Raw genomic sequence first — 13,271 nt, forward strand, 5'->3', positions numbered from 1 at the left:
TGCCGCTTCATCCCTCCGTCTGAGAGTGCCCCTTGGGGGCATCCATAAGACGTTTTTAACCGCAAAACAGCCCGCCCCTCGCCCTCTTTGACGAGGGCACCGGGCGGGCTGTGTGTTCAAGATTTCCCTGTTTTATTCGAGGTATCTCACGATACGGCTACTGGGCTTATTACTGGGCTTCACGCGACTGCTGTCGGCGTACACGCTCACGCACCGCATCCTGGGTGGTGTCGTTGATTTCACCAACGAGCTCCTCCAGCACGTCTTCAAGGAAGACCACGCCGAGGGTTACGCCCTGCTCATCCATAACCTGCGCGATATGGGTTCGGCTGCGCTGCATGGAGGCGAGCGCATCGTCAATATCGGTGGTCGGGGTGAGCGTGTCCAGGGAACGTAGCTTGTACCAGGGGAAGGGCTCGTCGAACCGCTCGGGGGCGATGGCGAGGGCATCCTTCACGTGCAGGTAGCCCATGTAGGTTCCGTCGCTGTCGGTAATGACGAAGCGGGAGTAGCCGCTGCGTGCCACGGCGCGTTCCAGTTCGGCGGGGGTGCTGCCGAAGGGCAGGGTGACGAGCCTATCGCCGGGCACCATGATTTCGTAGACGTCCTTCTCAGTGAATTCGAGGGCACTTTCAATCACGCCGGCATCGTCTTCCACGGTGCCTTCCGCGGTTGAGGTTGCCACGATGGTCTGCAGCTCGCCCAGGGTGAAGGTGGAGGCGACTTCGTCCTTCGTGTCGACCTTCATGAGCGCCAGCAGCTTGTTGGACAGGTTGTTCAGCAGGGCGACCACGGGGGCGAAAATCTTGGAGAAGGTCACCAGGGTCGGCACAATCCAGAGAGCCACACCGCGGGCGGCGAGGGTCACGGCGGCGTTCTTGGGAACCATCTCGCCGAAGATCACGTGCAGGTAGGTGACCAGGATCAGAGTGATGCCGAAAGCGATTACGTCCACGATCGCGTGGGGCAGACCGACCAGGTGCAGGGGCACCTCCAGCATGTGGTGCAGCGCCGGTTCTGAGACGTTCAGGATCAGCAGCGAGCAGATGGTGATGCCCAGCTGGCAGGTGGCGAGCATGAGCGAGACGTTCTCTAACGCGTAGATGACGGTCTGCGCTCGCTTATTGCCTTCTTCGGCGAGCGGTTCGATTTGTGCTCGTCGGGTGGACATGATGGCGAATTCACCGGCGACGAAGAAGGCGTTTCCGGCGAGCAGGATGACGAGCAGTGCGATGGCTACCCAGTCGTTCATGCGTTGCCTCCCTTCTCGGTCTGTTCCTGTGCGCTAGGTGCGGGGGTGAATCGGATGCGGTCCACGCGGCGGCCTTCGAGGGTGTCGACGCGCAGGGTGCCGCCGGTTACGGGGACGCTGTCGCCTACTTCGGGGATGCGTCCGAGCCGTTCCATCATGAAGCCGCCGACGGTTTCGTATTCGGAGCTTTCCTCAACCTCGAGCCCGGGGATGAGGGTGTTGATTTCGTCGGGGCGGCGCAGGCCGGAGAACACCCAGTCGCCGTTGCCGTAGCGTAGGGGGCGTTCGGTGCGGCCGCGGTCGTGTTCGTCGGAGACTTCGCCGACGATTTCTTCGACGAGGTCTTCGAGGGTTGCGATGCCTGCGGTTCCGCCGTATTCGTCGAGGACTACGGCGAGCTGCAGGGCGCCCTGGCGCAGCTGGGTGAGCAGCGCGTCCAGGTGCAGGGTTTCGGGGACCTGCAGCACGTCTTCTGCGAGGGCGCCGGCTTCGAGGGTTTCGCGAACCTCCGGGGGCACGCCGACTGCCTTCTTCACGTGTACGACGCCCACGATGTTGTCGTGGTCGCCCTTGTAGAGCGGGAATCGGGAGTGGCCGGTGGAGCGTGCCAGTTTGATGACTTCGGCGACGGGGGCGGTGTCTTCGAGCATGGCGACCTGGCCGCGCGGGGTCATCACTTCGGAGGCGGTCAGCTCGGAGAAGCGCAGAGTGCGGTCCACGAAGCGTGCCGTGTCGGAGTCGAGGGTGCCTTCTTCTGCGGAGCGGCGCACCATGGAGGAGAGCTCTTCGGGGGTGCGTGCCGCGGAGAGTTCCTCTTTGGCTTCCATGCCAAAACGTCCGAGAATCCAGTTGGCGGAGCCGTTCATGAAGCGCACGAGCGGGGACATGACGCGGGTGAAGGCGAGCTGCGCGGGGGCGACTCGACGCGCCACATCGTAGGGTTCGGCGATAGCGAGGCCCTTGGGCAGCAGTTCGCCGACGACCATGGAGAGCAGGGTTGCGATGAGCATCGCCAGCACCAGGGTGAGTACGTCGGTCACGCTGGTGGGCAGACCCAGGCTGCTGATGGCGCCGGTGGTGAGCGCCTTGATGGCAGCGTCGAGGGTGTAACCGGTCAGCAGCGTGGTGATGGTGATGCCGATCTGGCAGCTGGAGAGCTGAGTAGAGAGCGTCTTGAGGCAGCGCAGGACGGCGTCGGCGGCTTTATCGCCGGAGTCCTTTGCCTGCTGCACGGTCGCGGTTTCGAGTGCCACGAGGGAGAACTCTACGGCAACGAAGAAGCCCGTTCCCAGGATGAGGAGCAGGCCGATGAGTAGGAGAATCAGATCCACTCAGCCACCGCCTCCATCGACTGGTGTGCGGCGCCTTGGGCCTGGCGGGGTAGCCCCGCAGTCAGGCTGTCCAGATGCTGAGCATCGGAGGTGGTGTTTTTGGGTGTTACAGTGCCGTGTTGCGCAGAGTACGCGGGCAGTATTCTGCGCTGGCTAGTAGTCAGAGTCTTACTCAAAGGGTCATCCATACCCCATATTTTAGCGAAGGTTTCGTCTCTTCCCAGTGCTGTAGAGTGCCTGCTCACAAGCACAAGACAGCACTTGTTGCACACGCGGCTCATTGCGAATCAGCAAGAGTGAAAAATTGCATTGCGGATATAGCGCGATGAGCTGGAAAGTTCACCGTGCTTCTCTTTACACTTATACATAGGAGCATGAGTGTGCCGCCATGCAAGCGGATGAACCCCGACGTTCACGGCACGCTAGGCAGGTTTGTACGGTGCACACCCCGCACATACGGCCACCATCTTAGGCGATGCGCACATGCTCAGCGTGATGATTCGCCCCTCGAAGACGCGGGTCGTCTATGCCGGGGAGAGTCCCGGACGCGACGGATAAATTCACACTAATTGGAAGAGGCGTTTAACGTGCCAAATCTGCCAGAACATCTGGTGCCTGAGGAATTTGCCGGTAACGAATGGTTCGTTGAAGAACAGTACGAGCGTTACCAGAAGGACAAGAGCCTCGTGGACCCTTCATGGTGGCCCATTTTTGAGACCATCGATAAGGCGCTGGGAGGCGCCGGTACCGCTAGTGCAGCTCCTGCTGCGGCACCCGCCGCACCGGCTGCACCTGCCGCACCTGTAGCAACTCCCGCCCCCGCGGCACCGAAGCCTGCGGCTGCGCCTGCTAACCCCACCCCTCCCGCTGCTACCAAGAAGGCTGAAACTGTGGAACCTGCTGAAGACAAGATTGTCCCCCTCCGCGGCCCTGCTAAGGCAGTCGTCACGACCATGGAAGAGTCGCTGACTGTCCCCACCGCAACCACCGTTCGTGCGGTCCCCGCAAAGCTGCTCATTGAGAACCGCGCAGCCATCAACAAGTACCTGGCAAGCACCCGCGGCGGCAAGGTTTCCTTCACCCACATCATTGGTTACGCTGTGATTCGCGCAGTGGCAGCGATGCCCTCGATGAACGTGACCTACGGTGTGGACGAGAAGGGCAAGCCCGTTGCAATCCACAACGCACACGTAAACTTTGGTCTGGCTATTGACCTGCCCCGCCCCGACGGCTCCCGCAACCTGGTCGTTCCGAACCTTAAGGGTGCTGAGCAGCTGAGCTTCCGTGAGTTCTGGGATGCGTACAACGACATCGTTAAGCGTGGCCGTAACGGCGCGCTGACCATTGAGGACTTCCGCGGCACCACTGTTTCGCTGACCAACCCCGGTGGTATCGGTACCGTCCACTCGGTGCCCCGCCTCTCCAAGGGCCAGGCAGCGATCATCGGTGTGGGTGCTCTGGAGTACCCGGCTGAGTTCCGCGGCCTGTCCGAGAAGCTCATCACCCAGCAGGGCCTGTCCAAGATCATCACCCTGACCAGCACCTACGACCACCGCGTCATTCAGGGCGCAGGTTCCGGTGAGTTCCTGAAGCTGGTTGAGCACTACCTGCTTGGCGGCGACGACTTCTACGACGCTATCTTCCGCGATTTGAAGGTTCCCTTCGAGCCGGTCCGTTGGGCACGCGACAACCACGTCGATGACGCTCACGAGATTTCCAAGGTTGCACGTATTCAGCAGCTGATTCACGCGTACCGCGTGCACGGTCACCTGACCGCAGCAACCAACCCCGTTGGCTACAAGATGCGTTCGCACCCGGACCTGAAGCTGGAGAACTACGGCCTGACCCTGTGGGATCTGGACCGCGTCTACCCGACCGGTGGCTTCGGCGGCGCTGAGCGTCTGCCGCTGCGCACCATCCTGGAGCGCCTGCACGAGGCATACTCCGGCTCCCTGTCCGTTGAGTACATGTACTCTGAGGACCCCGAGGTTCGCGCATGGTTCCAGGAGCGCCTGGAGCGCGGCGTTGCTAAGCCCACCCGCGAGGAGCAGCTGCGCGTTCTCTCCAAGCTGGTTGAGGCTGAGGCATTCGAGAACTTCCTGCAGACCAAGTACCTGGGTCAGAAGCGCTTCTCCCTGGAGGGTGGCGAGTCCCTGATTCCGTTGCTGGATGCTGTTCTGGATAAGGCCGCTAACAACGACCTGAAGGGCGTTGCCATTGGTATGGCACACCGCGGTCGCCTGAACGTGCTGACCAACATTGCTGGTAAGTCCTACGCCCAGATTTTCCGTGAGTTCTCCGGCACCGCAGCACCCTACGAGGGCGGTTCCGGTGACGTGAAGTACCACCTCGGTACCGAGGGTGTCTTCACCTCCGATTCCGGTAAGCAGACCCAGGTGTACGTGGCTGCTAACCCCTCGCACCTTGAGGCTGCAAACACCGTGCTCGAGGGTATCGTCCGCGCTAAGCAGGACGTCTACCGTGAGCAGGGCGTTGAGGGCCACCCGGTCCTGCCGATCCTGATTCACGGTGACGCAGCGTTCGCTGGCCAGGGTATCGTCATGGAGACCCTGCAGATGGCTGACCTGAAGGCGTACACCACCGGCGGCACCGTGCACGTTGTGGTGAACAACCAGATTGGCTTCACCACCCTGCCGAACGACGGCCGCACCGCAACCCACGCCTCCGACATTGCGCGTATGACCAAGGCTCCGGTCTTCCACGTCAACGCTGATGACCCGGATGCAGTGGTTCGCGCCGCACGCCTGGCATTCGAGTACCGCGAGCGCTTCGGCCGCGACGTTGTCATTGACCTGATTTGCTACCGCCGCCGCGGTCACAACGAGGCTGACGATCCGTCGATGACCCAGCCGAAGATGTACCAGGATATTGACGTCCTGCCCTCGACCCGCACCCTGTACGCACAGGACCTGGTCGGTCGCGGCGATGTCTCTCAGGAAGAGGCAGACGAAGTTCTGGACTCTTACCACTCGAAGCTGGACGCTATCTTCGTCGAGACTCAGTCTTCGGCACCGGCTCCTGCTGGCGCGCACGTTTCCGGTCTGGAACTGCCTGCTGCTCAGCAGAACACCGAGGTCGTTCACGGCGGTAAGACTGCGATCTCCCGTGAGACTCTGCAGCACATCGCTGACGCGTTCGGTAAGGCTCCCGAAGGCTTCACCGTCCACAAGAAGCTGAAGAAGCTCATGGAGCAGCGCGTTGAGATGGGCCGCACCGGCAACGTGAACTGGGGTATGGGTGAACTGCTCGCCTTCGGTTCGCTGCTGATGGAGGGCACCGACGTTCGTATGAGCGGTCAGGATGTTCAGCGCGGTACCTTCGTCCAGCGTCACGCTGTTCTGCACGACCACATCACTGATGAAGAGTGGTCGCCGCTGGAGCACCTCTCTGAGGACCAGGGCAAGTTCCGTATCTACAACTCCTTCCTCTCTGAGTACGGCGTTCTCGGCTTCGAGTACGGCTACTCGGTGGAGCGCCCCGACTCGCTCGTGGTGTGGGAGGCTCAGTTCGGTGACTTCGCAAACGGCGCTCAGACCATCATTGATGAGTTCGTGTCTTCCTCCGAGCAGAAGTGGGGCCAGCGCTCCTCGCTGGTTATGCTGCTTCCTCACGGCTACGAGGGTCAGGGTCCTGACCACTCCTCGGCTCGTGTTGAGCGTTACCTGCAGCTGTGCGCTGAGAACAACATGACTGTTGCCTGCCCCTCGACTCCGGCTTCGCACTTCCACCTGCTGCGTCGTCACTCTCAGCACCGTCCGTACAAGCCGCTCGTGGTGATTAGCCCCAAGCAGTTGCTGCGTCTGAAGGCTGCTGCGTCCTCCATTGAGGACTTCACCGAGGGTTCGTTCCAGCCGGTGATTGGTGACCGTTCGGGTATTAACCCGGCTCAGGTTGAGCGTGTGGTCTTCGTATCCGGTCGTCTCTACTACGATCTGGAAGCTGAGCGCGAGCGCCGCGGCGACACCAAGACCGCTATTGTCTCGGTGGAGCAGCTGTACCCGCTGCCCGAGCAGGAGGTCAAGGAGCAGCTGGCTCTGTACTCGAACGCTACCGACGTTGTGTGGGCTCAGGACGAGCCTGCTAACCAGGGTCAGTGGCCGTTCATGGCTCTCAACCTGCAGCCGCTGATCGACCGCCGTATGCGTCTTGCTTCCCGCCCCGCAGCTGCTTCCCCGGCTGCCGGTACCGGTAAGCTGCACGAAGCTGAGGCTCAGGCTCTGCTCAAGCAGGTCTTCGAAGGCTAAGGTCTTCTACAGCTAAACTGCTAAGGTTTTAGCTCTTCAAAACCCGTCTTCCCGTCAGATGTTTCTGGCGGGCAGACGGGTTTTTTAGTCTCGGATGCTTACCGGAGAGGGTATTAAGTTCGAAAAGAGGCTCAAGAGCGCTTATCCTAGATATGAAGACTATTACTCACGTGCCTTGCCGCCTCTCACGGCGGGCGCATCCTGCTGAAGAAAGAATTCCGTGGAGCAACGCAATATTCGAATTGTGGCAGTCGGCGATGACCTGCTCGCCGGTGTTGGCGACCCCCGTACCCTCGGCTGGTTTGGCCGCGTTATGGCGCGCACCCCGCAGACCACTGCATCCATTGCGGCATATAACCTTGCCGCCCCCAATGAAGGTAGCGAGCAGCTGAATGCACGCTGGTTCGAGGAGGCACGCCGCCGCTTCGTTCCCGGTGCTGATAACCGCCTCATTATTGCTCCGTCGACCTTTGACATTGATTTGGGTCTGACCAGCGCTCGTTCGCGTTTGAACCTGGCGAACATTGTGGATATGGCGTCGCAGAACAACATTAAGGTTCTGGTTGTTGGTCCGCCGCCGACCCTGGACGCTGAGCGTAACCGCCGTATTGCTGACCTGTCGGCGGCGTACGCGGATGTGGTGACCCGCCGTAACCACGTGTACGTGGATACCTTCAACCCGTTGCTTCACCACGAGCAGTGGCGCAACGACCTTGCCGCGAATGACGGCCGCCCGGGTCAGTCCGGTTACGGTCTGATGGCGTGGCTGGTTCTGCACCGCGGCTGGTACAACTGGCTGAACATTCCTGAGCACGGCTAAGAGCCCGCTCCCCCGGCTGGGGTTGTGAGCTGATGCGAAGAAAGTTCGTGTTTTTTAGCTCATATCCCGGTTCCAAGATGCAATCATGCCGTTTCTATGAAAAAATAGACGGCGTTGCCCTTATAGCGTGGAGCACCGGTTTTCGGTGACCGCCTCTGCTAGGGCAGGTAATAGGGAGCGCGCACCGCGAAGGTGGGGCGTGCATCCATGAACACTATAAGGAGGCTCTGATGAGCAAGCGCGGTCGTAAGCGCAAGGACCGTCGTAAGGGCGGCGCAAACCACGGTAAGCGCCCCAACGCATAAGGTATCTTGCATACACTTTAAAACCCCGGCGTTTCGGATATTATTCGGACCCGGGGTTTTGCTTTACCCGCAGATGTTTGTGCGCATTCTGCGGAATAAAGAGAAGAATTCTACGTTATGGAAGTGAACGCCTGGCGCGTTCCTGTAGAGGAGAAACATGGCTGAAACCAACACCGCAGCGGATACCCGCGAGCTGCGCGAACGCTTTACCGCGGACGCTATGCAGTATGTGGATCAGCTCTACGCTGCCGCCCTGCGGATGAGCCGCAACTCTGCCGATGCTGAAGACTTGGTGCAGGAAACCTACATGAAGGCTTTTGCTTCGTACCACCAGTTCACCGAGGGTACGAACCTGAAGGCGTGGCTGTACCGCATCCTGACGAATACGTACATCAATTTGTACCGTAAGCGTCAGCGTGAGCCGCAGCAGTCTCAGGGTGAGACGGTGGAGGATTGGCAGCTGGCTCAGGCCGGTGAGCATGATGCGGTGGGTCTGCGTTCTGCCGAGGCGGAGGCGCTGAGTGCCCTGCCGAATACGGAGGTTCGTGAGGCTCTGAACGAGCTGTCTGAGGATTTCCGCATGGTGGTGTACTACTCCGATGTGGAGGGGTTCGCGTACAAGGATATTGCGGAGATTCTGGATATCCCTCTGGGCACGGTGATGTCTCGTCTGCATCGTGGCCGCCGTATTCTGCGTGAGAAGCTGCTCGATTATGCGCGTGAGAACGGTCTGCGCCCGTCAACCATCGCAAAGGTAGAAGCGAAGGCTGAGGCGAAAGCAGCCGCGAAGGCGAGCGCTAAGGGGCAGCCGGCAAAGGCTACCAAGGGCACTAAGACGGCCAAGGGCGTAAAGTCCCCGCCGGCGGGCTCTGGCTCCGAGGCGCCTGCAGATTCTTAGTTTCGCTCTTCTACACGTGAGTTAGCCCCCCCCCATCAGGTTGGGGCTAGACTCCCCTAACGCTTTATACCTTCCGTGTGAAAGGAACCCCGATGTCAACCACAGACAAGAATTCTTCTGTCCCCGAAGCCTCCGCGGCTTCTGAGCCGCTGGAGGATTGCGGCGGCCAGCCCTGCTCGTCGTCTCTCAAGCACCTCTACGAATTCCTCGATAGGGAGCTGAGCCCCGAGCAGCTGCGCACGGTTCAGGCGCATCTGGATGCCTGCCCCGACTGCGCGGATGTGAAGGACTTTGAGCTGATGATTCGTGAGAAGATGCGTTCTTCGTGCGCTCAGCAGGCGCCCGAGCAGCTGAAGGCGCGTCTACTGCAGGATGTGCAGAAGTTCTGCGCCGAGGCTAACCTCTAAGCTGCCTCAAGCTGTTGTCCCACTGCGGGACAGAAATCGAACGATGCGTGAAGGCGGTGCACCAATAACGGTGCACCGCCTTTACTCGTATTGTTTGGTGCGCGGTGTTTGGTTCACGCTGTCTGGTTCATTTTGCTTGGTTCGAGCCGCCTATCTCAGCGCTGGAGCCCTCAGCGGCTCGTAAACCCTCAACCGGTAGAATAGGGGTAGACGTCAACCGGCGCAGCCTCTCTGAGCCTGCGCCCTCCCCATGATTTGAACCAGAAGAGGATGTATGAGCGACGCAGCAGTGAAGCTTTCCCCCGGCGATTGGCCCGCTCCCCTGGCACCCGCCTCCAGCGACACCGCTGGCAAGAACGCGCTGGTGCATATTCCGGGTTCTAAGTCGCTCACGAACCGTTATCTGTTGCTTGCTGCTCTGGCTGATTCCCCTTCGTATTTGCGTGCGCCGCTACATTCGCGCGATTCGGCGCTGATGATTGAGGCGTTGCGCCAGCTGGGCGCGGGGATCGAGCTGGTTCCCACCGATTCGCCGTTCGGTCCGGATGTAAAGGTCACTCCCCTGAGCTTTGTGGAAGCACATTCCGCACAGGCTCAGCCGCGCACGGTGTCGATTGAGTGTGGTCTTGCCGGTACCGTGATGCGTTTTGTACCCGCTCTGGCGGCGCTTCTGCCGGGTGAGTTCGCTTTTGACGGTGACCCGCACGCTCGTCAGCGTCCGATGGGTCCGGTTCTGGAGGGTCTGCGTCAGCTGGGCGTGCAGGTGGAGTGTGAGCAGGGCGAGAACGCTCTGCCCTTCGTACTGCACTCCCCCGGTCTGGCGAGCGCAGCGGGTGTCTCTGAGGCGCCCGTGGTTCGTATTGATGCTTCGACCTCGTCCCAGTTCGTTTCGGCGCTGTTGCTGATGGCGCCTCGCCTGCCGCAGGGCATGGTGCTGGTGCATGAGGGTTCTTCGGTACCGTCCATCCCGCACATTCAGATGACCGTGGAGGCGCTACGCCAGATGGGTATTCGGGTGCAGGAGCACTACCCGAACCAAGGCAACGAAGCAGAGGGCGGCGAGTACCGTTGGACGGTTCACCCCGGTTCTTTCCCCGGCTTTGAGATGACCATTGAGCCGGACCTTTCGAATGCCGGTCCGTTCCTTGCCGCCGCCGTGGTTACCGGCGAGTCGGTGACTATTCCTCACTGGCCGGCACCCGCGGCTGATTCTTCGGCGGGTACGACCCAGGTGGGCGATATGTGGCGTGAGCTTCTGCCCGCGCTGGGTGCGCAGGTTCGCTACGCTGAGGGCCGTCTGACTGTGACCGGTCCGGCGCAGCTTCCCGAGGGTGACTTCTCCTTTGACCTGTCTGCCGGTGGCGAGCTGGCGCCGACCATGGCGGCTACCTGCGCTTTCGTGAATGGCCGCGTTGAGCTGACCGGCATTGCGCATCTGCGCGGTCATGAGACGGACCGCCTCGCAGCGCTCGCCGCTGAGATTAACCGCCTGGGAGGCAGTGCCCACGACACCGCCGATTCGCTGGTGCTTGAGGCGCCCATCCCCGCTACCGCTGAGGCTCAGCCGGTTCTGGCGCGCACCTACGACGATCACCGTATGGCAACCTTCGCGGCGATTATTGGTTTGCGCCGCCCCAATGTGGTGGTGCAGAACGTAGCCACCGTGGCTAAGACCATGCCCGAATTTACCGCAATGTGGGAGGACATGCTGGCGCAATGGCAGGCCGGCGCTTCCACCTCTGACGTTACCGCCGACCAGGAGGTCTTCTAAATGGGTTCTTCCCGCATGAACGTGCGCGATTTCTCCGAATGGGATGAGTCGGATGTGCGCGTGCGCCCGAACAAGAAGGGCTCCCGCCCCCGAACGAAGGACCGCCCGACCTTCAAAGAAGCGATTCGTGGCAGGGTCATTACGGTGGACCGCGGCCGCTGGTCGGTCGTCGTTGATGAGGGTACCGAGAAGGAGCGTACCCTCATTGCGGCGCGCGCTAAGGAGCTGCGCCGCACCGCGATTGTGACCGGCGACTTTGTGGACCTGGTGGGTGACACCTCCGGTGCGAAGGATACCCTGGCGCGCATTGTGCGTCTGGGCGAGCGCACCTCGATTCTGCGCCGTAGCGCCGATGACACCGACCCGTCGGAGCGCGTGGTCGTGGCGAATGCTCAGCAGCTGGTGATTGTGGTTGCTGCGGCGAACCCGGAGCCGCGCACCGGCTTCATTGACCGTGCCGTGGTAGCGGCGTTTGACGCCGGGATTGAGCCGATTCTGTGCATTACGAAGACCGATGTGCGGTACCCGCAGAACCTGCTGGATTACTATGCGGCGAGCGGTTTGAAGATTGTGCTGTCCTCGTCTTCGGATGGTTTGGCGCCGAGCCAGGAGGGCGCTGCCGGTTTGGAGTCGGCACCGGTTCAGGAGCTTCTGCAGGAGCTGCTGGGTCAGGTGTCGGTGCTTCTGGGTCATTCGGGTGTGGGTAAGTCGACCCTGGTGAATGCGCTGACCGGCTCCGAGCGTGCGACCGGTCATGTGAACGCGGTGACGGGCCGTGGCCGTCACACTTCCTCGTCGGCGTTGGCGTTGCGTCCGGTGAATGCGAATGGCGACCCGATGGAGCCGGGCACCTGGATTATTGATACTCCGGGTATTCGTTCTTTCGGTCTGGCGCATGTGCCGCCGGAGACCGTTGTGGAGGCGTTCGTGGACCTGGCGCCGGGTGCGGCGGATTGTCCGAAGGCGTGTACGCACGCGGCGCAGGCTCCCGAGTGCGGTCTGGAGGCGTACGTTGCTGCCGGTCGTGCCGGTGAGAGCGGTCCCGCCCGCCTGGAGTCCTTGCGTAAGCTGCTGCTGTTGACTCCTGAAGAGGGCGATTCGGAGAAGGAACTGGGCGCTCTCGTCTAGGTTCTCTCCACTGCATTACACACAGCACTACACGCACATTTTTGCTGACTACATCACCGAATACTGAAGAAGAGCATTACTATGAGCCGTCCCCAGCAGTACACCGACGATTTGCGTCTTGCGCATATTCTTGCCGATAGCGTCGATCGTGTGAGCGCCATGCGTTTTCGTGACCGCCCGGTCTTCTCCCCCGCATCCGAGGTGGTAGAGCCCGCCGAGGCGGCACCCGCCGCGGCACCGTTGGCGCCGTGGCAGCAGGCTACTCAGCAGCCCGTAGAACCGCAGGCGCAGGTGCAGGAGCCTGCCGATTACGCCTCGAGTGTGGCTCAGGAAGTTGAGGAGCTTCTGCGCGCGCAGCTGTCGCGTGTGCGTACTCGTGACGGTATTGCCGGTGCCCATGCCGGCTATAACGGTCAGGCGGCGCGCCAGTGGGTGATTGCACCGATTGCTGAGCAGGATAATTTTCGCCGCGGCGTGCCGGTGTGGGCGACTCTGATTGCTCTGCTGGATCAGGGTGAGCCGGTAGTAGGTGTGGTGTCTGCACCCGCGCTGGGTCGCCGCTGGTGGGCTGCTCGCGGCTCGGGCGCGTACACGGGTAAGTCCTTGGCGCAGGCGACTCGTCTTGAGGTGTCTTCGCTGACTCAGCTGGATCAGCTGTCTGCCGCGTACACCGATCTCTCCTCCTGGAAGGCGGCCTCTGAAGGCGCTGTGGACCGCTCTGGCGAGCTTGTACAGCTTCTGTGCTCAGTGGGTCGTTCCCGTGCGTACGGTTCGTTCTGGGCGGCGTGTATGCTCGCTGAGGGTGCTGTGGACACCGTCGTGGACGCATCCCTGTCGTTCTACGAGGTGGCGGCGCTACTGCCGCTGATTCGCGAGGCTGGCGGCGTCGCCTCCACCCTGGAGGGCGATTTGCCCGAGCACGCGGGCATTTCAGTCGCCGGTGTGCACCCGGTGTCCCTGGTGGCAAGTAATACGGCGGCGGTCCAGCAGCAGGTGCTGGAGGCGCTCGCACCCCGGTCCTAGTCTGTACTCCCCTCCCCGGTGACGGTGACAATATAGCGAGGCGGCGGCTTTCCGATAGTGGAAAGCCGCCG

10 protein-coding genes are annotated in these 13,271 nt (G+C 61.4%); 8 read left to right on the plus strand and 2 right to left on the minus strand.

Annotated elements, in window-relative coordinates; genetic code table 11:
• Positions 1–169: 169 nt before the first annotated feature.
• Both HMPREF2710_RS02920 and HMPREF2710_RS02925 read right to left on the minus strand, forming a co-directional pair.
• The gene (locus tag HMPREF2710_RS02920) at positions 170–1,252 is read right to left on the minus strand and encodes a hemolysin family protein (RefSeq protein ID WP_070599430.1); all 1,083 of its coding nucleotides are present in this window, start codon (positions 1,250–1,252) and stop codon (positions 170–172) included.
• Positions 1,249–2,583, minus strand: coding sequence for a hemolysin family protein (locus HMPREF2710_RS02925; protein WP_070599432.1), 1,335 nt, complete (start codon positions 2,581–2,583; stop codon positions 1,249–1,251). The genes HMPREF2710_RS02920 and HMPREF2710_RS02925 overlap by 4 nt, the downstream gene beginning before the upstream one ends.
• Before the next feature lie 587 nt (positions 2,584–3,170).
• Here HMPREF2710_RS02925 and HMPREF2710_RS02935 point away from each other — a divergent pair.
• The 8 genes from HMPREF2710_RS02935 to HMPREF2710_RS02965 all read left to right on the plus strand — a co-directional run bounded on the left by HMPREF2710_RS02935 (position 3,171) and on the right by HMPREF2710_RS02965 (position 13,200).
• Entirely contained in the window at positions 3,171–6,848 is a 3,678-nt protein-coding gene (locus HMPREF2710_RS02935; RefSeq protein WP_070599435.1) for a multifunctional oxoglutarate decarboxylase/oxoglutarate dehydrogenase thiamine pyrophosphate-binding subunit/dihydrolipoyllysine-residue succinyltransferase subunit, read from the plus strand.
• Positions 6,849–7,068: 220 nt separating this feature from the next.
• Complete coding sequence (locus tag HMPREF2710_RS02940) at positions 7,069–7,668, plus strand: GDSL-type esterase/lipase family protein (protein WP_005505446.1); 600 nt, start codon at positions 7,069–7,071, stop codon at positions 7,666–7,668.
• Positions 7,669–7,898: 230 nt separating this feature from the next.
• Positions 7,899–7,973: a 50S ribosomal protein bL37 gene (locus HMPREF2710_RS09620; protein WP_095343185.1), complete on the plus strand. Its 75-nt coding sequence runs from the start codon at positions 7,899–7,901 to the stop codon at positions 7,971–7,973.
• Positions 7,974–8,130: 157 nt separating this feature from the next.
• Positions 8,131–8,871, plus strand: a complete 741-nt coding sequence (locus HMPREF2710_RS02945; RefSeq protein ID WP_049358549.1) for a sigma-70 family RNA polymerase sigma factor — start codon at positions 8,131–8,133, stop codon at positions 8,869–8,871.
• A 92-nt stretch (positions 8,872–8,963) separates the two neighbouring features.
• Positions 8,964–9,278 (plus strand): mycothiol system anti-sigma-R factor, encoded by a 315-nt coding sequence (rsrA, locus tag HMPREF2710_RS02950; RefSeq protein ID WP_070599437.1) that lies wholly within the window; start codon positions 8,964–8,966, stop codon positions 9,276–9,278.
• A gap of 274 nt (positions 9,279–9,552) precedes the next feature.
• Positions 9,553–11,049: a 3-phosphoshikimate 1-carboxyvinyltransferase gene (aroA, locus tag HMPREF2710_RS02955; RefSeq protein ID WP_070599439.1), complete on the plus strand. Its 1,497-nt coding sequence runs from the start codon at positions 9,553–9,555 to the stop codon at positions 11,047–11,049.
• Positions 11,050–12,177 (plus strand): ribosome small subunit-dependent GTPase A, encoded by a 1,128-nt coding sequence (gene rsgA / locus HMPREF2710_RS02960; RefSeq protein ID WP_049342178.1) that lies wholly within the window; start codon positions 11,050–11,052, stop codon positions 12,175–12,177. It begins immediately after the preceding gene.
• Between the two features lie 81 nt (positions 12,178–12,258).
• Positions 12,259–13,200, plus strand: coding sequence for an inositol monophosphatase family protein (locus HMPREF2710_RS02965; protein ID WP_049347237.1), 942 nt, complete (start codon positions 12,259–12,261; stop codon positions 13,198–13,200).
• The last annotated feature ends 71 nt before the right edge of the window (positions 13,201–13,271 follow it).

Origin of the sequence: Rothia sp. HMSC069D01 (genome assembly GCF_001810135.1) — a bacterium.
Classification (GTDB): Bacteria; Actinomycetota; Actinomycetes; order Actinomycetales; family Micrococcaceae; genus Rothia.

Bases quoted from the DNA above. Each gene is read 5' to 3' on its own strand.
- HMPREF2710_RS02920 (WP_070599430.1), bottom strand. From the start codon at position 1,252: ATGAACGACTGGGTAGCCATCGCACTGCTCGTCATCCTGCTCGCCGGA.
- HMPREF2710_RS02945 (WP_049358549.1), top strand. From the start codon at position 8,131: ATGGCTGAAACCAACACCGCAGCGGATACCCGCGAGCTGCGCGAACGC.
- rsrA (WP_070599437.1), top strand. From the start codon at position 8,964: ATGTCAACCACAGACAAGAATTCTTCTGTCCCCGAAGCCTCCGCGGCT.
- aroA (WP_070599439.1), top strand. From the start codon at position 9,553: ATGAGCGACGCAGCAGTGAAGCTTTCCCCCGGCGATTGGCCCGCTCCC.
- rsgA (WP_049342178.1), top strand. From the start codon at position 11,050: ATGGGTTCTTCCCGCATGAACGTGCGCGATTTCTCCGAATGGGATGAG.
- HMPREF2710_RS02965 (WP_049347237.1), top strand. From the start codon at position 12,259: ATGAGCCGTCCCCAGCAGTACACCGACGATTTGCGTCTTGCGCATATT.